Genomic DNA, 22,120 nt, shown 5'->3' with positions numbered 1-22,120 from the left:
TTCACGCTGCGTCGTAGACGACTTCGAGCGACGGCTTGTTGATGATCGAGGCGCCGCACATGTCTTCCATGGTAGCGGGCTCGAGCACCACATCGCGTCCGGTGGCATCGCTGGAGAACAGCGCCAGCAATCCGTCCTGACTAAGCGGGGTCGGACGCATCGGCGGCGCCTCAGCGACATTGATAGCAAGCTGTTCAAACAGCGGACCCCATTCGGTGCCCGGACGGGCCACGATCTGATAGGCCGCGCTCTTGCGCCGGATTTCTTCGTTCGCCGGGATCGAGGCGAGAATCGGCACGCTGGCCGCCTTGGCAAAAGCCTGCGCTTCGCCAGTGCCGTCGTCCTTGTTGATCACGATGCCGGCGACGCCGACATTGCCGCCCAGCTTGCGGAAATATTCCACCGCGTTGCAGACATTGTTGGCGACATAGAGCGACTGCAGGTCGTTCGAGCCGACAATGATCACCTTCTGGCACATGTCGCGCGCGATCGGCAGACCGAAGCCGCCGCACACCACGTCGCCCAGGAAGTCGAGCAACACGTAGTCAAAACCCCATTCGTGGAAGCCGAGCTTCTCCAGGGTCTCGAAGCCATGAATGATGCCACGGCCACCGCAGCCACGACCGACTTCCGGACCGCCCAGCTCCATCGCGAACACGCCGTCGCGCTTGAAGCAGACGTCGCTGATGGTCACTTCTTCGCCGGCTAACTTCTTCTTGGACGAAGTCTCGATGATGGTCGGGGTCGCCTTGCCGCCGAACAGCAACGAGGTGGTGTCGCTCTTCGGGTCGCAACCGATCAGCAGCACCTTCTTGCCCTGCTGCGCCATCATGTAGGAGAGGTTGGCGAGCGTGAAGCTCTTGCCGATACCGCCCTTGCCATAGATCGCAATGATCTGAGTCTCTTTCGTCACCGGCCCGGTGGCCGGTGCGTCGGGCTCAACCGCCGCTTCTTCGCGAAGGGCGTCTTTCATGGCGACCTGGGGTCCAGCAACCATCAGCTCAATCTCCAGTTTAAAACCATTTTCAGACACGCAGCATCTTCGAAAGCGATTCGGTAAGCATCGGGCGCAGCCTTCGCGTCATGGTGGTGAGTAATCAACCCATCAAGCGAAAGGCGTCCGGATTCGATCAGTTCCTTAGTCGCGGCGATGTCGGGTTGCTGCCATTCCGCGGCGACCCGGATACGCGCTTCGCGCATGAAGGCTGGCGGAAAGGCAAACGACAGCGGCTCGCTGTAAAATCCAGCCAACACGACCTCGCCACCCGCCGCGATGCGCGAAATCAAAGAGTCCAACAAAGTTGGATCTCCACTGACGTCATAAATGCTCTTGTAATCGCGACGAGGGTCTTCGGCCGGATCGATCACGGAATAGCCCATCGCCCCGCCGGTACGGATCGGGTTCTTCTCCCAAACCACCGGCGGCGGATTGCCAAGCGCCACGGCGATGCGCGCAAGCAAACGCCCGAGCACGCCATGACCAACAATACATTCCGGGCTGCGCGCGCCGGGCGCCGCGATGGCATGATAGGCCGTCGCCGCCAGCGCCAGCAGAATGCCGCGCTCGCCGAGGCTCTTTTCGATGGGGATCACGCGCTTGGCGGCAACCACCAAACGCGACGCGGACGCTCCGAAGAGACCGCGCACCTCACCAAAACACTTGGCGCCTGGCACGAACACCATCTGCCCCGGGCGCAAATCGGTTTCGGAGCCGGCCTCGACCACCTCCCCCACCGATTCATAGCCGGGAACGAGAGGGTATCCCATTCCAGGAAAAGCTGGCATCCGGCCCGACCACAGCAGTCGTTCCGTTCCTGTGCTGACACCACTCCACGCGACATCGACCACCACGTCTTCGGGGGTCGGAGCCGTGAGAGCCAGTCGGTTGATTTCGACGAGTTTTGGCTGCTTCAGCACTACCGCGATGGTTTCCATCGCTTACTCCGCGTCCATAGCGGGGCCCGATCGTGAGCCTCGCAGTGTCATGCTAACCTGACGGCTTAAAGTGTCAAGCCAGATTAACACAATGTCGGAGTGGTTCTCGCCAGGATGACACTGGTGACCAGCGGCATGGTCGAAGGCAGCAACTTGATACCGCAAAACCCAGTTTCGACAAGCATTTCGCTGATCCGGGCGAAACTGCGCGGTTTACCGCTGCCCATCGCCAGCAGGTAAAATGCGAAATAGGCTGCGCCAAAAGTCTCAGCCCCGCGACCCTCGAGCATCGGCTCGGCAATGACCAGGGTACCGTCCGGCGGCAGCGCGGCACGGGCGGCGCGCAGCAGCGTCAACACCGCCTCGTCGTCATGGTCATGGATCACCCGCACCAGCGAGATCACGTCGGCGCCCTGCGGCAGCGGGTCAGTGAGAAAACTGCCGCCATAGGCGGTCGCCCGCTCGGCCAGACCATTGGCGGCGAACCGGGCCCTGGCGTGCTCGGCCACCGCCGGCAGATCGAACAGCATGCAGCGCAGCTCCGGCGCCTGCGCGGCGACCGCGCTGACAAAGGCGCCGTTGCCGCCGCCGACATCGAGCAGGCAGCGGTGCGAGCGGAACGAATAAGCGTGCAGCACGTGCTGGGCGATCATCGGCTGCGAGGCCGACATCAGCTGGGTATAGGGCGCGACCTGCTCGCCGGACAGGGCGGCCGGGGTCTCGGCATTGACGTAGGGCCAATAGCCGGTCAGCTGCCGGTTACCGACTTCGCCGCGCAGCAGCGCCACCGGGTCACGCAAATCCTGATAGACAATGGCGTGGTGCTCGATCAGCGCCGCGACGCTGGGATTGCCAAACAGTTCGGCGCCGAGCAGGCCGAGCCCATAGCGACCGCCGCTGCGCGGCTGCGCCAGCTCCAGCGCCACCGCGGCCTCAAGCAATAGCCGCATCGACTCGGCAGGCAGCGCCAGCCGCGCCGCCAGCTCATCGGCGCTCACCGGCCCGCGCGCCAGCTCATCGAGCAGCTTGAGCCGGACACATGCCAACAGAATCTGGGAATAGACGAAGCCGGCGCACAGATCGAACAGCGCTCCGGCACGGCGGCGCGCCACCGGCCGCATCAACGGAAACAATGCCGCAAAACGCTGAAAACCGGGATTCGATAACACCGAATCCCGGAGACGCAGCCACCTGTCGCGCAGGCTTATCGAGTTTGTTCTCTGCAACACACCAGCAGGCTCATAGATTCACCCGCTCGAATGTGGGGTCAGGCAGCGAACTGCGCAAGCTTGGCCGGCACGAGCCGCTTGGCTTCCGACATGATCAGCGAGCGCAGTTCCTGACCGTTGCTGCACGGCGGCATCGCCTCGATGGCGCCGCGTACCAGGCCCTGCAGATGATCGATCGCACCGTCGATACCGAGCTTACGCACCGCGCTCGGACGATCATTGGCAATGTCCTGACCGACCGGCTTGCCGATCTCCTCGGCATCAGCGGCGGCGTCGCGCAGATCGTCGGCGACCTGATAGGCCTCGCCGATCTTCTCGCCGACCAGGCGCCACGGCGCCGGGTCCGCACCGGCCGAGGCAGCGCCGGCGGCGGTGGCGGCAACGAACAGCGCGCCAGTCTTTGAGCGATGATAATGTGCCAGATCGATCTCGGTCTCGCATTCCCAGGCCTGACCGGCCACGATGCCGAACGGCACGCCGACGGCATCGCCGATGATGGTGGTCAGCTTGAGCAGACGATCCGGCGGGCAATCGACCCGGGCGATGGTCTGGAACGCCAGCACGATCAGCGCGTCGCCGGTCAGCACCGCCAGCGGCTCGCCAAAAGTCTTGTGCACCGAGGGCCGGCCGCGGCGGGTGTCGGCACCGTCGAAACAGGGCAGATCGTCGTGAACCAGCGAGGCGCAGTGCATCAGCTCGAGCGCGGCACCGGCGGCTTCGGTGGCCGCGGGGTGATCCTCACCGCACGCCAAGGCGACGCTGTGGCACAGCCGCGGGCGAACTCGCGCGCCGCGCGGGAACACCGCATAATGCATTGCTTCGGCAAGGCGCGGCGGGCACCCTGCAGATGCAGCTAACCCAATCGCTTCGGTCAAAGCCCGTTCGATCCGGTTGCTGACGTCCATGGCAGGCTCCCTGGTCACGCGGAAGAAGTGTCAATTTGACTTGTCACATGCAAGTGTAAATAATTATGGACACCTGTCAATGACGTCACCTGGACTCGATATCAAATGCTGAACCGACGCATTGCGGAGGATCAAGCCGTCATCGTTGGCGCAGGAATTTCGGGTCTGACGGCCGCGATTGCTTTGGCGAGCCGGGGACTCGCGGTCACCGTGCTGGAACGGGCGGCGCAACCCGGCGGCAAAATGCGAACGGTGCCGATCGGCGCCTCGCAGATCGATTCCGGGCCGACCGTATTCACCATGCGCTGGGTGTTCGAGGAGTTGTTCGCCGCGGCGAACCGCAACTTTTCCGATCACGTCAAGCTGCGCCCGCTCGACGTGCTGGCGCGCCACGCCTGGGACGATAGCGGCCATCTCGATTTGTTTGCGGATGAAGCACGCTCGGCCGATGCGATCGGCGCGTTCGCCGGCGCCGCGGAAGCGGCTAGGTTCCGGCAATTCTGCGCGGATGCGCGCGAGACTTATCGCCGGCTGGAGCGGCCGTTTCTGCGCTCTGCGAAACCGAGCCTGCCCGGCCTGATCATCAGCAGCGGCTGGCGCGGCCTGTTGCAGCTGCCAAAAATCCGGCCATTCACCACGATGTGGAATGCGCTCGGCGATTACTTCCATGATCCGCGGCTGCGGCAATTGTTCGGCCGCTACGCCACCTATTGCGGCTCCTCGCCCTATATGGCGCCGGCGACGCTGATGCTGGTCGCTCATGTCGAGCAGGAAGGCGTCTGGGTGATCGAAGGCGGCATGCATCAGCTGGCGACGGCGCTGGCGGACTGCGCGATCGCGCTCGGCGTGCAGATTCGTTATGAGCAGGAGGTGCGCGAGGTCACGATCGGCGCCGGCCGCGCCAATGGCGTGCTGCTCAGTTCGGGCGAACATATCGCGGGCAGCAATGTCATCGTCAGCGCCGACGTCACCGCGCTCGGCAGCGGCTTGTTCGGCGCCGAGCCCGCGCGCGCCGCGGTGCCGGTCAAGCTGAATGAGCGTTCTCTGTCGGCGGTGACCTGGAGCCTGGTGGCGCGCACCAGCGGCTTTCCGCTCAGCCGCCACAACGTGTTTTTCTCGCGCGACTACGCCGCCGAATTCGATGACATTTTCAGCAAAGGCGCGGTTCCGGACGACCCGACCGTCTATGTCTGCGCGCAGGACCGCGCCGACAACGAAGCGACGCTGCTGCGCGACGACGCCGAGGAACTGCTGGTGCTGATCAACGCGCCCGCGGTCGGCGATCGCTATCCATTTGGGCCGGCTCAGGTCGAGCGCTATGCCGAGCGCGCATTCGCCGTGCTGCAACGCTGCGGCCTGACCGTCACGCATGATCCGCAAGCGACGGTCGCGACCACGCCCAACGATTTCCACCGCATGTTCCCCGCCACCGGCGGCGCGCTGTACGGCCGCGCGTCGCATGGCTGGACCGCTTCGTTCCGCCGCCCTGGCGCGCGCACCCGCATCCCGGGACTTTATGTCGCGGGCGGCAGTACGCACCCTGGACCCGGAGTGCCAATGGCGGCGTTATCCGGACGCTCCGCCGCTGCAAGCCTCTATGATGACCTCGCAGAGATGCGGGGCTGGAAACAGGCGCGCGATCCGGCTACGCGTTGATCTGCAAGCGTGCCCAATGAACTCCCGGAGACATGATGCTGCATTGGCCTGACCGCCCCACTGCCGACACCGCCAGCGCCGGCTTCAACCTGCAGGTTCCGGACAATGGTTATGCCTGGTGGTACATCGACGCCATGAGCGACGATGGCCGCGAAGGGCTGACCATCATCACCTTCATCGGCAGCGTGTTTTCGCCGTACTACCGATTCGCGCGCCGCAATCAGCCGGTCGATCCGATGAATCACTGCGCGATCAACGTCGCGCTGTATCGCGAGAACGGCAATCGCTGGACCATGACCGAGCGCGGCCGTGGTCATGTCGAGCGCAACGCCACGCAGCTGTCGATCGGCCCGAGCCGGGTGTTCTGGGACGGCACCGCGCTGAATTTCGAGATCGACGAAGTCACCGCGCCGATTCCCTCGCGCATCAAGGGCCGCGTTCGCGTGATTCCGCGCGCCATCACCCAGCAGGCGTTCACGCTCAACGAGGACGGCAATCACCGCTGGTGGCCGATCGCGCCGTGCTCGCGCGTCGAAGTCGAGCTGGAAAAGCCCAAGCTGCGCTGGAGCGGCAAAGGCTATTTCGACATGAATGTCGGCGACGTGCCGATCGAACAGGGTTTTACGGTCTGGGAATGGTCGCGCGCCGCGCTGCGCAACGGCACCGCGATTCTGTACGAAGCCGAGCGCCGCGACGGCAGCCGGCTCGACCTCGCGCTGCAATTCGACGAAAGCGGCGCGATGCAGATGTTCGACTTCCCGACGCTGCATCCCTTGCCGCGCACGCCGTGGCGCGTCAGCCGCAGCGCGCGCAGCCAGACCGAGGCTGCGGTGGTCCGGACGCTGGAAGATTCGCCGTTCTATGCGCGCTCGATGATCGCCACCACGCTGCTCGGCGAGCAGACCACCTTGATGCACGAAAGCCTGTCGCTGGAACGATTCCGGATGCCGGTGGTGCAGGCGATGTTGCCATTCCGGATGCCGCGGCGCGGCTAAGACTTGATGATTAGCGGCCGCGGCGACGCGGCCCTAATTTTTTGTGGGGGCTTTGCTGCTCTCGGCGTCGCGGCGCGCTTTGTCGGCCTCGCGCTTGCGGTCGAGCCGGCGGCCCTGCCATTCCAGCAGCATCCAGCCGCCCACAAACGTGCCGAGCATCAACAGTTCAAAGTAGTTGACGGCGCTGTCGCTGTTCATGGCCCTCTCCGCTATGCGATCGGCGCCACGCCGATCCATACACACAGCTCAATGTGCTAACAGTCTCGTCCCCTGCCAGGCATGGATGGCCGGGACGAGCCCGGCCATGACGTGCGGAGTGGTTGGTAGCCGTTGGTATCAGCGGTCCTGGTCGCGTTCCCGTGCCTCGCGGGCGCGGTCGAGCCGCTTGCCCTGGCGGTCCAGCACCAGCCAGCCGACACCGAGCATCACAAAGACAAAGATCAGTTCGATCAGTCCGGCGTAATTTTCCACGATGCCCTCGCCTGCTGCGCTCAGCTCCAGCTCACCAGCGGCGGCATTGAGCTCATGATGGTTTCGATATTGCCGCCGGTTTGCAGACCAAACATGGTGCCGCGATCGTACAAGAGGTTGAACTCGACATAGAGCCCGCGATAGCTGAGCTGCTCGGCGCGCTCGGCCTCGGTCCAAGACTCCTGCATGCGCCGGCGCACGATCTGCGGATAGACATCCAGGAACGCCTGGCCGACCTCGCGGGTGAAGGCGAAATCGCGTGCGAAATCGCCGCTATTGAGATTGTCGAAAAAGATGCCGCCGGCGCCGCGCGCCACGCCGCGATGCGGCAGGAAGAAGTAGCTGTCGGCCCACGGCTTGAACTTGGCGTGGTAGCTTAGGTCATGCGCGTCGCAGGCGCGCTTCATGGCCGCGTGGAACAGGACCACATCCTCGGCCTGCGGGTTGCGCTGCGCGGTCGTGGTCGGCGTCAGATCGGCGCCGCCACCGAACCAGCCCTGCGAGGTGCACAAAAAGCGGGTGTTCATATGGGTGGTCGGCACACGCGGGCTGCGTGGGTGGATGATCAGGCTGATGCTGGTCGAAACATAATCAAGCGTCTGGCCGTCGCCCGGCATGGTGCGCGCCATCTCGGGCGTCAGCCGGCCATTGGCCGATGAGGTGTGAATGCCGATCTTCTCGAACAGCCGGCCATTCGACAGAAAGCCGCCAACGCCGCCGCCCTGCCCGGTCTGACGCAGCCAGGGCTTGAAGATGAAGGTGGCGGGCTCTCCCGGAAACAGTTCGGCCGGCGCCTCGCGTTCCAGCGTTTCCAGCGCGGCGCAGATCCGGTCGCGCAGCCCCTCGAACCACGCCCGCGCCTGGCTGCGCTGCTGCTCGATCGGCGAAAGGGGAGCGTCGGCTTCAATGGTCATGAGACGTTCCATTGCGGAGTGGCGTGGCCGGCTTGCGTTTTATTGCGAATGAATAGCAGTAAATCCAGCGACCGACAAATGCCGTTGCGGCGATCGCAAGGCTGCTTGCGGGTCGAACCGGCTTGAGGCGGGTGCCCTCACCCGCCGCGCGGCTGCTGGTGTCGTCCCAAAAAGCGAATGCCCGGGACAGGCCCGGGCATCTTAACGATCACTCAGGATCGGTACGCTTTCAAACGCGGCTGCGCTGCATCATCTGATCGCGGCGCTCGAGCCGCGAGAACAGATCCACCAGCCAGGCGACCTTGGTCTCAATCGGCTTGGTGGGCTTGGCGGCGGGCTGCTCGCGCACCTGGGTCGCGATCACGGCGTCGACCAGGAAGCGGGTTTCGGCCATGTCGCCGAGCCGGTTCTGAACGTTCTTGGCCGGCTTCCATTCGGTTTCGTTGAACACCAGCATGCGCGCCAACACGGCGAGCTTGCGGCCGGTGGACACCACCGCGCGGCTGGAGATCGAATCAAGACCAGCGCGTTCAACTTCGCGGCCGATTTCGGCATAAAGCGCGCGGGCCGCGTAGATACCGGGACGGCAGGCACGCGGCAGATTGGCGATGCCATAGGTGGCGCGGTCGTACAGCATGTCGGCGGTGTCGATCAGCCGCTTGACGATGCTGGCGATTTGCGGATTGAACTCCGGATTCTTCAGCCACTGATCGGGATCAAGCCCGGCTTCGCGCATCCAGGACAGCGGCAGATAGATGCGGCCGTTGCGGGCATCCTCGCCGACGTCGCGGCAGATATTGGTGAGCTGCATCGCGCAGCCGAGATCGCAGGCGCGCGCCACCACTTCGGGCGAGCGCTGGCCCATCACCAGGGTCATCATCACGCCGACCGTACCGGCCACGCGCGCGCAGTAGCTGTACAGATCGGACAGCGTCTCATAGCGCCGGCCCTGGGCGTCCCAATCGAGCCCTTCGATCAGCGCCGCCGGCACCGCTTCGGGAATACCGTAGCGCGCCACCACATCGGCGAACGCGCGATCGGCGGGATACGGCATCGGCAGACCGCGGCAGATGCAGTCCAGCCGGTCCTTCAGCACTTCGACCGCGGCAGCGCGGTCGACACCGAGGTCGACCGCGTCGTCAGCGACGCGGCAGAAGGCATACAGCGCCACCGACGGATCACAGATCCAGCGTGGCAGCACCAGCGAGGCCGCGTGGAAGGTGTGAGAACCTTCCTTGAGCATTTCCCGGCAGGCAGCGAGGTCGGCAGCAGATGATGTCATGACTTCACCAAGGCGTGGGCATCGGGGACGAGCGCATCGAGTACCCGCGCCGAAGACAGCACACCGGGCAACCCTGCACCGGGATGAGTCCCGGCGCCAACGAAATAAAGGCCTTTAACGTCTTCGCTCTGATTGTGCGGCCTGAACCAGGCGCTCTGCGTCAGAGTCGGCTCGAGGCCGAACGCAGCACCGCGGAACGACGACAGCCGGTCCTGGAAGTCCTGCGGCGTCTGAATCCGCGAGGTCACCACCTGGTTTTCCAGGTCGGGCAGAATGGTGTTGCTCAGCTCCGTGGCGATCAGCTTGCGATAGCTTTCCGCCTTGGTGTGCCAGTTGATGCCGCTTTCCAGATGCGGCACCGGCGACAGCACATAGAAGGTATCGCAGCCGGGAGGCGCCAGCGACGGGTCGGTCGCGGTCGGGCGGTGCAGATACAGGCTGAAATCGTCAGCGCAGATCTTGCGATTGAAGATGTCGTTGATCAGTTCTTTGTAGCGCGGCCCAAGCATGATGGTGTGATGCTTGACGTCCGGATACTGACGCTTGGTCCCAAAATACCAGAGGAACAGGCTCATCGAGTAGCGCGACTTCTCGATCTTGCGATCGGTCCAGCGCGAGCGCACCGAAGCCGGCAGCAGATAGCGATAGGTCCAGGCCGAATCGGCGTTCGACACCACGAGGTCGGCATTGATCACCTCGCCATTGGCCAGGCGCACGCCGGTGGCGCGGCCGCCCTCGACGATGATCTCACGCACGTCCTGCTGATAGCGGATGGTGTTGCCTTGGCCCTGGATCAACTTGACCAGCCCTTCGGCCAGCTTGCCGGTGCCGCCCATGGCGAAGTGCACGCCCCAATGCTTTTCCAGGAAGGTGATCAGGCAGTACACCGAGGACGCGGCGAACGGGTTGCCACCGATCAGCAGCGGGTGGAATGAGAACACCACGCGCAGCTTGGGATCGCGGAAGTGCTTGGCGACCAGACCGTACACGCTGCGATAGCTCTCCAGCTTGATCATATCCGGAGCGATCTTCAGCATGTCGGTGAAGCTGTTGAACGGCATGTCGCCAAGCTGTTCAAAGCCGACCCGGAAGATGTCTTCCGACGCCTTCATGAAGCGATCATAGGCCGGCACATCTTCGGGGCAGATCTGCGCGATCTGCCGCAGCACGTCTTCCTTGTTGTCGGAATAATCGAAGTGCGTGCCGTCGTTGAAGCGGATCCGATAGAACGGGTCCATCGGCTTTAGGATGATATCGTCCGACAGCTTCTTGCCGCAGAGCTTCCACAGCTCCTCAAACAGATAGGGTGCGGTGACGATGGTCGGACCGGCGTCGAAGGTGAAACCATCCTGGCGATAAACGTAGCCGCGGCCGCCAGGTGCATCGAGCTTTTCCAGCACCGTGACGCGATAGCCCTTCGCGCCCAAGCGCACGGCGGCGGACAGACCGCCGAACCCCGCGCCGATCACGATGGCATGCGGACTATTTTCGGGGAGGCGAGAAATGGGTTTGGAACCTGCGTCGAGCATTTGGCACTACCTGGAACAGAGGCCTGGAGTGTAACTGTTTCTTGACAGTTTTCCAGCCTCGGCCTGTAAGATTTTCATGACACTGGGGACACTGGTTAAGCGACTGCATCCGGAAAAGCCATGTTCGCATATTTCCGGATGAGTCCTGCTATGATTTGTGGTCGCTCCTCATGTGCGAGATGGCCGAGGCCCGACAACCTTTCGATCACCGCATGGCGCTGCACCTCGGCAACCCGCACCGCCTCGCTGGGCGGAATCGCCCGGTCGCGCTCGGCCGCGACCAGCACCAATTGCGGCTTAAGCCGCGGCAAAGCCTGCAACACCGGCTGCAGATCCCAATTCGACATCATGCGCAGCGCGGATGCGACATGGCCGGGGCTGCGGATCAGCTTGGCATAAAGCGCCGTTCCCGCCGGCTCAATCCGAGAGCCGGTGTTACCGAGCAGGCGCTCGACCGCACCCGGCATGTAGGCCTGCAACGCAAACAGCCGTGGTACAAACGGGTTGAGTACCAGCATTTTTGCCAATGGCGAGAACAGGTTGGCCGCGTGGCCGCCATAGGGCAGAAAAGCGCCATTGAGACTTATCAGCAGCTCGGGATCAATCTGGCCATCGAGGCACATGCGCGCTGCGATCGCCGCGCCGGCAGAATGGCCGACCACGATCCGCGGCTCGACCTGCAGCACGCGCAGCAAGGCAGCGAGATCAGTGGCCATGCCCGACAGCGATAGCCGGTGCGCCAGCGGCGTCTGGGTAAAGCCGTGGCCAGGCAGGTCTGGAGCGATCACCGTGAAATCAGACGCCAGCAACGGCGCCAGGCCGCGCCACGAATGTGACGCGGCGCCGGTGCCGTGAATCAGCAGGACGACAGGTCCCTGCCCCATTCGTTGCACATGCCAACGAAATCCACCGGCTTCGATGAATTCGCTGGACTGACGATGGGGCCAGTCCCTGCCATCCCTGCTCCAGACCAGGTCCGACATCGGCCTCCCCGGCTAGGCGGTGCGCGGCGCCGGCATCGCGGCCTGGAACATGTCGTAGTCACGCATGAACGCATCCGGCAGCTCGAAATGCGGCATCGCGCCGGTCTGATACACGGTGACCACATAGTTCGACAGCCGCGACACCCAGCCCTTATTGCCATAGTCGATGAAGTCGCCGCGCACGCCGTGCGACATCCACACCGGCATGCGCAGCTGCTGGTACAGCATCGGCGCATCCTGGCTGAACAGATAGCCTGAGACGAAATAATACGGCGCGTGCTGCGCACCGGGCTGATGGGTGGTGAGATAGTCGTAGTCGAGCAGGCCGCGATCGTACTCGTTGGAGCCGAAAGTCTTCTTCAAGAACCAGCCGATCACCGGGCGCAGGGTGAGCAGACCGAAAATGGTCTCGCTCCACAACGGGTTCTCGAAGAACCTGTGCAGCCAGGGAATCGCGCGCGAGCCGTTGATCCAGCGCCCTTGCCGCTCTTCGAGTCCGGTCGGACTGATCAGACCGATGCTGCGATAAGCGCTCGGCATCTCATTGGCGGCTCGCGCCAAGAATTCGCAAGACAGCGACAGCGCCATCGCGTCGATCGGCGCATCACCGTGAATTCGCTGGATTTCTTTGGTCACAGCGAGAATCGCGTCGGTCATCATCCGAATTGTGTATTGACGCTTTTCGCGGCTGGTATGACCAAAGCCGGGCAACTCGACCGCATAAACCGGGCGGACGGCGCTATAGTGCTCATAGATCGGCTTCATCTCATAGGCCGATCCGGCAGCGTTGATGCTGTGAATGAGCAACAACGGTGTCGTCGTCGTGACGGTCTCGGGCCGTGCCGTCCAATAGCTCAGCCGACCGGCAGGGCTGTCGATCTCATGATGTTGTCCTGAGACCGGTGCGGGCAAACCCGAAACGCTACGGGTTGTGGGCGAGGCTTGGGATGGAGTGTCAGCATTCATCTCGGAATTCCTGTTTCAGCCTATCTGGACCGCATCTCGCCGTGGTCAAGACGGTGGCGGCAGTGTATCAGACCCGTCAAGAAATCTTGGCAAACAACAATGGGAACATCTCTTGACACAGAATCTCGTAACCAAACCGTTCCTTGAAGTGCTTTCCGGCAACCGGCAGGCCTCGCCGCCGATGTGGATGATGCGCCAAGCCGGCCGTTATCTACCGGAATACCGGGAGACCCGTACCAAGGCTGGCAGCTTCCTCGATCTGTGCTTCAACGCCGAGCTCGCTGCGGAAGTCACGCTACAGCCGATTCGCCGATTCGGCTTCGATGCCGCGATCATCTTCTCCGACATTCTGGTGGTGCCTTACGCGCTCGGCCGCTCGGTGCGGTTCGAAGTGGGTGAAGGTCCGCGGCTCGATCCGCTGGATTCGCCGGACAAGGTTTCCTCGCTCAGCAAGGCGATCGACCTGTCGAAGCTACAGCCGGTGTTCGACGCGCTGCGCATCGTCCGCCGCGAACTGCCGAAGGAGACGACGCTGATCGGCTTCTGCGGTGCGCCGTTCACGGTCGCGACCTACATGGTCGCCGGTCAGGGCACCTCGGACCAGCATCCGGCGCGGCTGATGGCCTATCAGCACCCGGGCGCGTTCGCTAAGATCATCGACACCCTGGTCGACAGCTCGATCCAGTATCTGCTGGCGCAGCTCGAAGCCGGCGCCGAAGTGCTGCAGATCTTCGACACCTGGGCCGGCATCCTGCCCCCGCGTGAATTCGAGAAGTGGTGCATCGAGCCGACCCGCCGCATCGTCGACGGCATCCGCAAGGTCAAGCCGGACGCCAAGATCATCGGCTTCCCGCGTGGCGCTGGCGCGCTGCTGCCGGCGTTCATCGAACGGACCGGCGTCGACGGCGTGTCGATCGACTGGACCGCGGAGCCGTCGCTGGTGCGCGAGAAGGTGCAGAACAAGGTGGTGGTGCAGGGCAACCTCGATCCGCTGCTGCTGATCGCGGGCGGCGCTGCGCTCGACGAAGCCGTCGACGACGTGCTCAAGAGCTACTCGGCTGGCCGCCACATCTTCAATCTCGGCCATGGCATCACGCCCGACGCGTCGATCGCCCATGTCGAGCAGATGATCAAGCGGGTGCGCGCCTATAAGGGCTGAGCCGCACGCACGGCAACGCAAACGACAATGGCCGGGTGATCCCCGGCCATTTTTATTTCTGTCTGCTGGTTTTCTGTCTGCTGGTTTTCTGTCGGCCGATTTTCAGTCGGCTGATTTTTTTGAGTTCCGCGGCCTGCCGCGACAGCAAGCGCGTGGCGCGGTCCTAAGACCGATCGCGCACCGCGGCAAAACGCGACAGCGTCCGCACCTGATGCGTCAATTGCCGGCCGGCATCGCGTAGCTGCGAGCGCTTGTTGCGCAGATTACGGCGCAGCGTCAGGCGGGTCTCCTGATCCGGCAAAAAGTCGATGGTGTCTTCGACGCTATCGAGATGGGCGATCAGCTCGTCGATGCGAAAGTGCCACTGCGCCGCCGAGGCGGCGACATCGGAAATCGCAGTCGAGAGCGAAACTGGCGAATCCTCCGCCGGCGGCGCTGCCGAACCGGCTTCGCCGCCTTCGTTGACCGGTTTTGAGGATTCGCCGTCGCTCATCATGCCGCCCGAACAGTGTCGAGGAATTTGGACACTTCCACCTTCAGCCGATCGCTGTCGCGCGAAAGAGTCTGGGCCGCAGCCAACACTTGTGAGGAGGCCGAGCCGGTTTCAGCGGCTCCGCGCTGCACATCGGCGATATTCGACGATACTTCGCCGGTTCCCGCCGCCGCCTGCTGCACGTTGCGCGAGATTTCCTGGGTCGCCGCACCTTGCTCCTCAACGGCTGCGGCAATGGTGGAGGAAATCTCAGACATCTGCGCGATTGTGTCACTGATTTCCTTGATTGCCAACACCGACTCCTGAGTCGCAGCCTGGATGCCATCAATCTGCTGGCCAATCTCGCCGGTGGCCTTCGCAGTCTGTTCGGCCAGCGCCTTCACTTCGCTCGCCACCACGGCAAAGCCGCGACCCGCTTCGCCCGCGCGCGCCGCTTCGATCGTGGCGTTGAGCGCGAGCAGATTGGTCTGACCGGCGATGGTGTTGATCAGTTCCACCACATCGCCGATCCGCGACGCCGCGCGCGACAATTCTTCGACGCGGCCATTAGTCTTGCGGGCCTGTTCGACCGCTTCGTGCGCGATCCGCGCCGAGTCCTGCACCTGCCGGCTGATCTCGTTCACTGACGAGCTCATCTCTTCGGCCGCCGAAGCAACCGACTGCACATTGGTGGTGGCTTCCTCGGACGCAGCAGCCACTGCGGTGGCAAGGTCCTGAGAGCGCGAGGCCGTGGCGGTCAGCGAGCTCGCCGACGCTTCCAGCTCGGTCGAGGCCGAAGAGACGGTGTGAATGATTTCGCCGATCGCCGCTTCGAAATCGTTGGCCAGCTTGTTGCTATGCGCCCGGCGTTCGTCAGCCGCACGGCTCTCCTGCAACGCATGCTCCGCTTCCAGCCGCTGCCGTTCGATCGCGTTGACCTTGAACACTTCGACCGCCTCGGCCATCTCGCCGAGTTCGTCGCTGCGGCCGATGCCGGGAACCTCGACCTCGAGCTTACCGCTCGCGAGTTCCTTCATCGCCGCGGTCATGCGGATCAGCGGTCCGGTGATACGCCGCGCCATCAGCACCGACGTGACCAGAAGAATGACGATCACAATACCTGCCGCGATCAGCGAGTTTTCGGTGGAGGCCCAGGTCTGCGCGTCGAGATCGTCGATGTAAACGCCGGTGGAAATCACCCAGCCCCAGGGCGCGAAGCCCACGACGTAAGACAGCTTGGGCTGCGGCTGTTCGGCACCAGGCTTGGCCCAGACATAATCGACAAAGCCGGAACCGCTCTGCTGCACGATCGCCACCATCTCGACGACCAGGCGCTTGCCGTTCGGGTCCTTGGTTTCCGACATATCTTTGCCGACCAGCGCCGGCGTGGTGCCATGCGCCACCATGCGCCGCTGCATGTCAGCGATAAAGAAGTAGTCGCCATTACCATAGCGCATCGCCGACACGCGATCGGCCGCACGCTTTTGCGCCTCCGCTTCCGACACCTCACCACGCTGCACAGCGGCATGCTGGTCCTTGATCACACCAAGGGCCAGCTCAGTCAGATGCTGCAGCTCGATCTGCTTCTGACGTTTTAGCCCGCTGGCCAGCTCGTTGGAGTCCAGGACGGAAATGCCGATCAGGCCAACAAAGCCAATTGCGATCAGCGCGTAGATTTTCCGTCCGATGGTCAGTCGCAGTCGTTTGGTGCTGGTCGAAGTATTCATAGGGATCGATCATCCGTCAAAGGCGTAGGTCGATAAACTCAATGATGCCGGTCATGCCAAGACGACGGCATCCACACATTGCCGCAAAGGTGGTGAAATTTTCTGAAATCACCGGACGGCAGAATTGCGCCCACGGCGCTCAAAATGCGAACAGCGTTTGTGTCGGGTGTACAAACTTTGAGTTCCCGTCCGTTCGCTCTGCGAGCAGACGTCTCTCTGGAAGTCGCAACAAATCAAAAACGGTCAATAACTGTTGTTCAGTTCATTCTAACTGTCGACAAACCGGCTACCGCTGCTTGCTACCTGGACATTAATCGTGAGATGTATTCGCATAATTTCATGACGCGGCAAGAACCCCCATCGAGTTCACAGCAATACGTACATCGGACCCAGCTGGGCGATGTACTAGTTCCGTTTTCGGCTCTCGAACACACCGTCGCGTGCAACAATCTCGGCTTCGCCAAAATCGACGTTGCAACCAAGCGAATAATCGCCGCCAACCCGCGGTTTTGCGAACTGGTCGGATACTCGCATGACGAGATCGTCAGCCACCTTACAACTGAAGATTTGGCCCACCCCGAGCAGCTCGCGCTGTGCTCCAATTCCGTGCGCCAGCTGGTACGGGAGGAAGTCGACAGCTGCACGCTTGAGTGCCGGGCCGTTCAAAAAGGCGGCACGCCGATTCCGCTGCGTGTCACCATGACCGCGCTGGAACGCTCTGAGGACAATGGCCGGCTACTGACTATCGGCTTGATCGCCTGCGCCCGGATGAATACCACCGAGACGGCCGCGCCGCAGTCCATGCCAGCGGCTGAGGTGAACTCATTCGTCAGCAGCCGTGGCGACCTCCATGGGGTGTCGTTCTGGTCCTATGATTTCCCGAATCGGACCGGGGTCTGTTCAGCCGGCTTCCTGCAGCTGATGGGGCTACCGTCGAATGCGCCGGTGCCGAAATTCCGAACTTGTCTGACGCAGGTCCATCCCGACGATCAGATGCGCGTGCTCAGCGACATGCAGCGCGTCAAGAAGGGTATCTTCATCTCCAGCGAATTCCGGATCTATCGCGGCAATGGCGAGCTGCGCTGGGTCAACCAGGCCATGAAGCCGGTGATCAATCTGGTCGGTGAAGTGATCGGCGCGGTCGGCGCCTGTCTCGACATTACCGACGCCAAGCGCCTTTCCGAACATTCGCCCTATGGCCACACGGTGCAGACCGTGCGGCAATATGTCGATCAGCATTGGGACCAGCCGCTCAGCGTCGCCGGTCTCGCCAAGGTGGCCGGGGTCAACAGCCGGACGCTGTTCAAGCACTTCAAGCTGGCCTGCGCCCACACGCCCCAGGAATACATCAAGCTCGTGCGGCTCAATCATGCCCGCGCGATGCTGCAGATGGCCGACAAATCGACCACCGTGCTCGGCACGGCGCTGAAATGCTGCTTCCAAAATCAGGGCCATTTCGCGCGCGACTATCGGCTGGCATTCGGCGAGCGGCCGTCAGAGACGCTGGAACGCGCCCGCCGCCGTGAAGTGCCTTAGTCGCAGCGCGATCAAAGCTCGGCAGCGGAGCGGCCGCGCCATCCACACCGCCGACGAACGGATCAAGCTATTCGGCAACCACTCGTCTCGGCGCTTGGGAAACCAGCCTGCGGCTCCATAGCCGGCCAGGCTCCTCGATATAACGCCAAGTGAGCATCGCCATGGCGATCGTTGCGAGCAGCATCGCGATCTGCAGCAGATCGGCCAGCCAGGGCGACCCGGCCACCCAGAGCAGGCGCGTTGGTTCCCCGCGGTAATCGACACTGTCCACAAACAAACGCCAACCAAAACTGTGTTCGAGCGCCATTGCGCTTGCCCGCACCACAGCGCGGACCAGGGCATGAACCATGTAGATGGAATAGGACAGAGCGCCGATCAGCAGTAGCGGCCGAGTGGTCAGCAATCGGCTGACCGCGCCGCCCTGGCGTGCGAAAACCAACACCAGCACGGCAAACAGAAATGGGCTGGCGACCGTCCACGAATAAGGGCCGCTTGCGAGGCTGAGGCAAACGAAGACGATGAGCGTCGCGGCGACTTCGATCAAAGTGTCGGCGGCCATTCCGAGCGGACGGGACAGCTCCGGCCATCTTTGGCGCAGGTCGAAGCAGATCACGCCCAGCGCAAAGCCATAGATACAGCGCACGAAGCCGTAATCGTAGGTCGAATCCATCGCATACGGACTGACGAACGCCAGCACCAAGGGCCCAGCGATGATCGGCAGCGTCCAGGGCAGCAACCCTTCGCCCACGCGAATGACGACCAGCGCGAACACGATGTAGGCGGCGAACTCGGCGCTGATGCTCCAACTCGGAAAATTGAGCCACAGCTCATTGTTGACGCCGAGGCTGTGCAGCAGCAGCGTGTTCGTGACGAGCGCGCGCCACAGATCGGGACCGATGCCATCCTTGGCGATGTCGATCGGGATGAACAGCAGCATCAGAACGAAATGCAGCGGATAAATGCGGCCGAGCCGCAACAGCATGAACCGCCCGAAGCCGAATCCATGAGCGAGTCGCGACCGGTAATTCGCTGCGATGACGAAGCCGCTTAGAACAAAGAAGAAGTCGACGAACAGATAGGCGTTCTTGACCAAGCTGAATTCAGAAATGTGGCTGACAGCTGCGAAATGAAACAGCGCCACCATACACGCACAAATTCCGCGCCAGCTATCCAACGCTTCGAAGCGATTGTGCGACACGTTGTTTCTCGATCACAATACTATTTTACTATTCGTTTCGGCATAACCGAGGCGAGTTAACAGATCGTTCGATGTGATTTCGCCGATCGCTCTGAACGCCGCCAGCAGGACCGACGCCCTGTCCGCCGTTGAGCTGGGCGGTTTCGCGCTGAGCAGGGCTGATCGTGACGACGCAATTCATCGAGATCCACCCGCGGGCCGCGCGGCGCACGACCCAATGCGGTGCGCCTGACGCGCGTCATGCGATCAACAGCCGCTGACGACAAAAACAACAGCCGCGGTTCTGAGCTGATCAGAACCGCGGCTGTTGTACGTTAATGCCTGGTCGATTGAGCGCGCTGTTACTGCGTGCTGGCCAGCACGGCCTGCGACAGCACCGTGGCGTTGGCATAGGGCAGCGGCAGATAGCGCGCGCCCATTTCCTTGGCGATCTTCTCGCCCTGCGGGCCCGGCCGCGGCGACATGTCGATCAGCACCGCGTTGATGTTGGCAGCGCGCAGCTGCCGTGCCGAGGCCAAGGCGTCTTCCTCGGCCTTCGGGCGGCCCGGCGCACCATCGCGAGCGATGTTGGCGCGGCCGTCGGTCAGCATGATCACGGTCGGCGTCTGGCCCTTGCGGCGGATCGAGTCGGCGAGCGCGAACGCGGCGTCCAACCCGGCCGCCAGCGGCGTGCCACCGCCGCCCGGCAGACCAGCCAGGCTACGCTTGGCGCGGGTCAGCGACCGCGTCGGCGGCAGCAGGATTTCGGCGATCTCGCCGCGGAACGCGATCATCGACACCTGGTCGCGGCGCACATAGCAGTCGGCGAGCAGCAACTCGACCGCGCCCTTGGCTTCGGCGAGCCGGTGCAGCGCCGCCGAGCCTGAGGCGTCCACCACGAAGATGGTGGTGGTCTCGGTGCGCATCTTGAAGCGCGCGATCCGGAAATCGTCCTTGCGGATCAGAATTTCCGGCTGGGCGCTGTCGCGGCCGGACGCCGCGGCTTCGCGGCGGCGCAGCGGCTGCCAGGGCGCCGCGGCGCGCAGCGTTTCGATCACGCTCAGCTTGGCGCCGGCGCGCAATTCGCCGCGCAGCGTGCCGGTCGGGCGGCCGCGCTTGTTCGACTTCTGCAATTCGCCGGCCTTGCCGGACGAGCGCGCCCGCGAGCGCCCCGAAGAGGCGCGCAGCGAGGCCAGCACGTCGTCCGGGATCGCAGCCTTGGCCGCGGCCAGGATCACCTCTTCCAACGCCTTGTCGAAATCAGGGGTCTGCTGCTCCTGATCCTGGTTGTCGTTGGAATTGTCCTCCGGGGGCGGCGGCGGCTCGGGCGGCGGCGGCTCGGATTGATCCGGCTGCTCGGGCTGCGGGAAGTACAACGCGCGCGGCGCCAGCACCAGCCGCGCGGCCAGCGAAATGTCTTCCTTGTCGATCTCGTTATGGCCGCTCAATGCGGCGGCGGCACGGGCCGCGCGGATCGCCAAAAGCGGCGCGCGCAGCGAGACGATACCCATCGCGGCCGCGGCGGTGCAGATCGCCTCGATCTGCTCGTCGGTGGCCCGGATCGACGGCAGGCGCGCGCGCGCCGTGTCGATATCGCTGGCCGTGATGTCGAATTCCTCGGTGTCGCGGAATGCGAACCGATCGAGGTCGAGATGGAACGCGAGCCGGTCGCGCAGCGCCGCCGGCGCGAACTCATCCTCCAGCCCTTCATCGAGGGCGATCACGCCGAACCGTGCCGGCATGCGCAGCGACAGGCCGTCGCGCTCGATCAGGGTCTCGTGCGAGTCCATCGCCGCGGTGACATGCACCGTGGTCGAGGACGGCATGCGCTCGGCCATCGCCAGCACCAGCACGCCGCCATCGGCTTCCGCCAGCAGGCCGCGCTCGGCCACCGGCCGGCCGGTGATCAGCGTTGCCGACAGGTCGAGGCCGCCGAGCAGACGGCCCTCGGCGATATGCAGCGGCAGATGTTTATGCGCGTCGGTCGGCGGCAGTGCCGCACGCAGCATCGTCAGCCAGCGGTCGCGCACCGGACCGGCGCGCGAACGCAGCAACACGCCGGTGCCGACCGGATCGACCGCGAACAACTGCGCCGCGGTCGCCGCATCGGACCATGCCAGTGCCAGGTTCATCCGAACACTTCGGCGATAGCGCGATCGACGCGGACCGTGGAGCCGGCGTCATCGAGCGGGTTACGGCGCAGCCGATGCCGCAGCGCGGACGGCGCAATGCGCTTAAGATGATCGTCGGTCACGGTTTTGGCGTGCTCGATCGCCGCCAGCGCGCGCGCGGCGCGCATCAGCGTCAGCTCGCCGCGCAGACCGTCAGTGCCGAGCGTCATGCACAGCGTCGCGGCGCGCTCCAGCGCGGCATTGGACACCGTGACCTCGGGCAGCCGTTCGCGCGCGGTGGTGATCTTCTTGCGCAGCTTGGCCTCTTCCTTGGTCCAGGAGGCGACGAAGCCGGCCGGATCGTTCTCGAAGGCATCGCGGCGACGCACCACTTCCATGCGGCTCGGCAGATCGTCCGGGGTCTTGACCTCGACCGACATACCGAAACGGTCCAGCAACTGCGGACGCAGTTCGCCTTCTTCCGGGTTGCCGGTGCCGACCAGCACGAAGCGCGCCGGATGACGGACGCTGAGACCTTCACGCTCCACGACGTTCTCGCCGGAGGCGGCGACGTCGAGCAGCAAGTCGACCAGATGGTCTTCCAGCAGGTTGGCTTCGTCGATGTACAGGAAGCCGCGATGGGCGCGGGCCAGCAGGCCCGGCTCAAACGCCTTCTCGCCGCGCGCCAGCGCGCGTTCGAGATCGAGCGCACCGACCACGCGGTCCTCGGTCGCGCCGAGCGGCAGATCGACCACCGGCACCGGCGCCTGCACGGTCTTCAGCTTGCCGGCGGCCTGCTTCTCCTTGCAGTCCTCGCAGAAGCGCTCGGGATGCTCGGGGTCGCAATTGTAGCGGCAGCCGACGACCACCTTCATCTTCGGCAGCAGCGCCGCCAGAGCGCGAACCGCGGTGGACTTGCCGGCACCACGGTCACCAAAGGCCAACACACCGCCGACCTTGGGATCAACCGCAGCGATCAGCAGGGCGAGCTTCATCTCGTCCTGGCCGACGATGGCGGAAAACGGAAAAACAATCGCCATGCTATGCTTTCGTCACGTGAGACTTATCTTGCG

20 protein-coding genes are annotated in these 22,120 nt (G+C 63.6%); 4 read left to right on the top strand and 16 right to left on the bottom strand.

Annotation, left to right across the window (positions count from 1 at the left end; genetic code table 11):
• Position 1: 1 nt before the first annotated feature.
• The 4 genes from BJ122_RS10190 to BJ122_RS10175 form a co-directional block, all read right to left on the bottom strand.
• Positions 2-997 (bottom strand): chlorophyllide a reductase iron protein subunit X, encoded by a 996-nt coding sequence (locus BJ122_RS10190; RefSeq protein ID WP_027279533.1) that lies wholly within the window; start codon positions 995-997, stop codon positions 2-4.
• Positions 997-1,935, bottom strand: coding sequence for a chlorophyll synthesis pathway protein BchC (bchC, locus tag BJ122_RS10185; RefSeq protein ID WP_027279532.1), 939 nt, complete (start codon positions 1,933-1,935; stop codon positions 997-999). Before bchC ends, BJ122_RS10190 begins: the two co-directional genes overlap by 1 nt.
• Before the next feature lie 83 nt (positions 1,936-2,018).
• Positions 2,019-3,104, bottom strand: coding sequence for an acetylserotonin O-methyltransferase (locus tag BJ122_RS10180; protein WP_245407686.1), 1,086 nt, complete (start codon positions 3,102-3,104; stop codon positions 2,019-2,021).
• A 98-nt stretch (positions 3,105-3,202) separates the two neighbouring features.
• On the bottom strand, positions 3,203-4,069 hold the full coding sequence (locus BJ122_RS10175) for a polyprenyl synthetase family protein (protein ID WP_027279530.1): 867 nt from the start codon (positions 4,067-4,069) through the stop codon (positions 3,203-3,205).
• Between the two features lie 105 nt (positions 4,070-4,174).
• Between BJ122_RS10175 and crtD the strand changes: the two genes are divergently transcribed.
• Positions 4,175-5,725, top strand: a complete 1,551-nt coding sequence (gene crtD / locus BJ122_RS10170) for a 1-hydroxycarotenoid 3,4-desaturase CrtD (RefSeq protein WP_181418922.1) — start codon at positions 4,175-4,177, stop codon at positions 5,723-5,725.
• Positions 5,726-5,760: 35 nt separating this feature from the next.
• Entirely contained in the window at positions 5,761-6,720 is a 960-nt protein-coding gene (locus BJ122_RS10165) for a carotenoid 1,2-hydratase (protein WP_110780961.1), read from the top strand.
• Between the two features lie 33 nt (positions 6,721-6,753).
• Here the strand turns inward: BJ122_RS10165 and BJ122_RS19255 are convergent, their stop codons facing one another.
• The 7 genes from BJ122_RS19255 to BJ122_RS10140 form a co-directional block, all read right to left on the bottom strand.
• Positions 6,754-6,918 carry a hypothetical protein gene (locus tag BJ122_RS19255; protein ID WP_181418921.1) on the bottom strand — a complete coding sequence of 55 codons (165 nt, stop codon included), beginning with the start codon at positions 6,916-6,918 and terminating at the stop codon, positions 6,754-6,756.
• Positions 6,919-7,056: 138 nt separating this feature from the next.
• Positions 7,057-7,191 (bottom strand): hypothetical protein, encoded by a 135-nt coding sequence (locus BJ122_RS19775; protein WP_283808445.1) that lies wholly within the window; start codon positions 7,189-7,191, stop codon positions 7,057-7,059.
• 20 nt (positions 7,192-7,211) lie between these two features.
• Complete coding sequence (hemF, locus tag BJ122_RS10160) at positions 7,212-8,105, bottom strand: oxygen-dependent coproporphyrinogen oxidase (RefSeq protein WP_110780928.1); 894 nt, start codon at positions 8,103-8,105, stop codon at positions 7,212-7,214.
• A 229-nt stretch (positions 8,106-8,334) separates the two neighbouring features.
• Entirely contained in the window at positions 8,335-9,387 is a 1,053-nt protein-coding gene (locus BJ122_RS10155) for a phytoene/squalene synthase family protein (protein WP_110780927.1), read from the bottom strand.
• Positions 9,384-10,916 carry a phytoene desaturase gene (locus BJ122_RS10150; protein ID WP_110780926.1) on the bottom strand — a complete coding sequence of 511 codons (1,533 nt, stop codon included), beginning with the start codon at positions 10,914-10,916 and terminating at the stop codon, positions 9,384-9,386. Before BJ122_RS10150 ends, BJ122_RS10155 begins: the two co-directional genes overlap by 4 nt.
• 95 nt (positions 10,917-11,011) lie before the next feature.
• A complete protein-coding gene (gene bchO / locus BJ122_RS10145) occupies positions 11,012-11,899 on the bottom strand; it encodes an alpha/beta fold hydrolase BchO (protein ID WP_110780925.1) in 888 nt (295 codons plus the stop codon).
• A gap of 12 nt (positions 11,900-11,911) precedes the next feature.
• Positions 11,912-12,865, bottom strand: coding sequence for an alpha/beta hydrolase (locus BJ122_RS10140; RefSeq protein ID WP_110780924.1), 954 nt, complete (start codon positions 12,863-12,865; stop codon positions 11,912-11,914).
• 112 nt (positions 12,866-12,977) lie between these two features.
• Between BJ122_RS10140 and hemE the strand changes: the two genes are divergently transcribed.
• Positions 12,978-14,024, top strand: coding sequence for a uroporphyrinogen decarboxylase (gene hemE / locus BJ122_RS10135; RefSeq protein WP_027279522.1), 1,047 nt, complete (start codon positions 12,978-12,980; stop codon positions 14,022-14,024).
• Between the two features lie 163 nt (positions 14,025-14,187).
• Here the strand turns inward: hemE and BJ122_RS10130 are convergent, their stop codons facing one another.
• Together BJ122_RS10130 and BJ122_RS10125 are read right to left on the bottom strand one after the other, a co-directional pair.
• Positions 14,188-14,517 carry a hypothetical protein gene (locus BJ122_RS10130; protein ID WP_110780923.1) on the bottom strand — a complete coding sequence of 110 codons (330 nt, stop codon included), beginning with the start codon at positions 14,515-14,517 and terminating at the stop codon, positions 14,188-14,190.
• Complete coding sequence (locus tag BJ122_RS10125) at positions 14,517-16,223, bottom strand: methyl-accepting chemotaxis protein (protein WP_110780922.1); 1,707 nt, start codon at positions 16,221-16,223, stop codon at positions 14,517-14,519. Before BJ122_RS10125 ends, BJ122_RS10130 begins: the two co-directional genes overlap by 1 nt.
• A gap of 144 nt (positions 16,224-16,367) precedes the next feature.
• Here BJ122_RS10125 and BJ122_RS10120 point away from each other — a divergent pair, with 144 nt between their 5' ends.
• Positions 16,368-17,759 (top strand): helix-turn-helix domain-containing protein, encoded by a 1,392-nt coding sequence (locus tag BJ122_RS10120; RefSeq protein ID WP_110780921.1) that lies wholly within the window; start codon positions 16,368-16,370, stop codon positions 17,757-17,759.
• Positions 17,760-17,826: 67 nt separating this feature from the next.
• On the opposite strand, the gene BJ122_RS10115 is transcribed toward BJ122_RS10120, so the two are convergent.
• From BJ122_RS10115 to bchI, 3 genes are all read right to left on the bottom strand, one after another.
• A complete protein-coding gene (locus tag BJ122_RS10115; protein WP_146227178.1) occupies positions 17,827-18,957 on the bottom strand; it encodes an acyltransferase family protein in 1,131 nt (376 codons plus the stop codon).
• A gap of 341 nt (positions 18,958-19,298) precedes the next feature.
• Positions 19,299-21,068: a magnesium chelatase subunit D gene (locus tag BJ122_RS10110; protein ID WP_110780919.1), complete on the bottom strand. Its 1,770-nt coding sequence runs from the start codon at positions 21,066-21,068 to the stop codon at positions 19,299-19,301.
• Positions 21,065-22,087 (bottom strand): magnesium chelatase ATPase subunit I, encoded by a 1,023-nt coding sequence (gene bchI, locus BJ122_RS10105; protein WP_027279517.1) that lies wholly within the window; start codon positions 22,085-22,087, stop codon positions 21,065-21,067. The genes BJ122_RS10110 and bchI overlap by 4 nt, the downstream gene beginning before the upstream one ends.
• Positions 22,088-22,120 lie beyond the last annotated feature (33 nt).

This window comes from Rhodopseudomonas faecalis (assembly GCF_003217325.1).
Lineage (GTDB): Bacteria > Pseudomonadota > Alphaproteobacteria > Rhizobiales > Xanthobacteraceae > Rhodopseudomonas > Rhodopseudomonas faecalis.
The sequence above is the reverse complement of the archived record's forward strand: the minus strand, read 5'-3'. Positions and strand labels throughout refer to the sequence as shown.

Excerpts from the sequence above, each read along its gene's own strand:
- hemF (WP_110780928.1), bottom strand. The coding sequence starts at position 8,105 with ATGACCATTGAAGCCGACGCTCCCCTTTCGCCGATCGAGCAGCAGCGC.
- bchI (WP_027279517.1), bottom strand. The coding sequence starts at position 22,087 with ATGGCGATTGTTTTTCCGTTTTCCGCCATCGTCGGCCAGGACGAGATG.
- BJ122_RS10125 (WP_110780922.1), bottom strand. The coding sequence starts at position 16,223 with ATGAATACTTCGACCAGCACCAAACGACTGCGACTGACCATCGGACGG.
- BJ122_RS10190 (WP_027279533.1), bottom strand. The coding sequence starts at position 997 with ATGGTTGCTGGACCCCAGGTCGCCATGAAAGACGCCCTTCGCGAAGAA.
- BJ122_RS10175 (WP_027279530.1), bottom strand. The coding sequence starts at position 4,069 with ATGGACGTCAGCAACCGGATCGAACGGGCTTTGACCGAAGCGATTGGG.
- BJ122_RS10155 (WP_110780927.1), bottom strand. The coding sequence starts at position 9,387 with ATGACATCATCTGCTGCCGACCTCGCTGCCTGCCGGGAAATGCTCAAG.
- BJ122_RS10140 (WP_110780924.1), bottom strand. The coding sequence starts at position 12,865 with ATGAATGCTGACACTCCATCCCAAGCCTCGCCCACAACCCGTAGCGTT.
- crtD (WP_181418922.1), top strand. The coding sequence starts at position 4,175 with ATGCTGAACCGACGCATTGCGGAGGATCAAGCCGTCATCGTTGGCGCA.
- BJ122_RS10165 (WP_110780961.1), top strand. The coding sequence starts at position 5,761 with ATGCTGCATTGGCCTGACCGCCCCACTGCCGACACCGCCAGCGCCGGC.
- BJ122_RS10150 (WP_110780926.1), bottom strand. The coding sequence starts at position 10,916 with ATGCTCGACGCAGGTTCCAAACCCATTTCTCGCCTCCCCGAAAATAGT.
- bchO (WP_110780925.1), bottom strand. The coding sequence starts at position 11,899 with ATGTCGGACCTGGTCTGGAGCAGGGATGGCAGGGACTGGCCCCATCGT.
- BJ122_RS10110 (WP_110780919.1), bottom strand. The coding sequence starts at position 21,068 with ATGAACCTGGCACTGGCATGGTCCGATGCGGCGACCGCGGCGCAGTTG.
- BJ122_RS10120 (WP_110780921.1), top strand. The coding sequence starts at position 16,368 with ATGCGAACAGCGTTTGTGTCGGGTGTACAAACTTTGAGTTCCCGTCCG.
- BJ122_RS19255 (WP_181418921.1), bottom strand. The coding sequence starts at position 6,918 with ATGAACAGCGACAGCGCCGTCAACTACTTTGAACTGTTGATGCTCGGC.
- bchC (WP_027279532.1), bottom strand. The coding sequence starts at position 1,935 with ATGGAAACCATCGCGGTAGTGCTGAAGCAGCCAAAACTCGTCGAAATC.
- BJ122_RS10130 (WP_110780923.1), bottom strand. The coding sequence starts at position 14,517 with ATGAGCGACGGCGAATCCTCAAAACCGGTCAACGAAGGCGGCGAAGCC.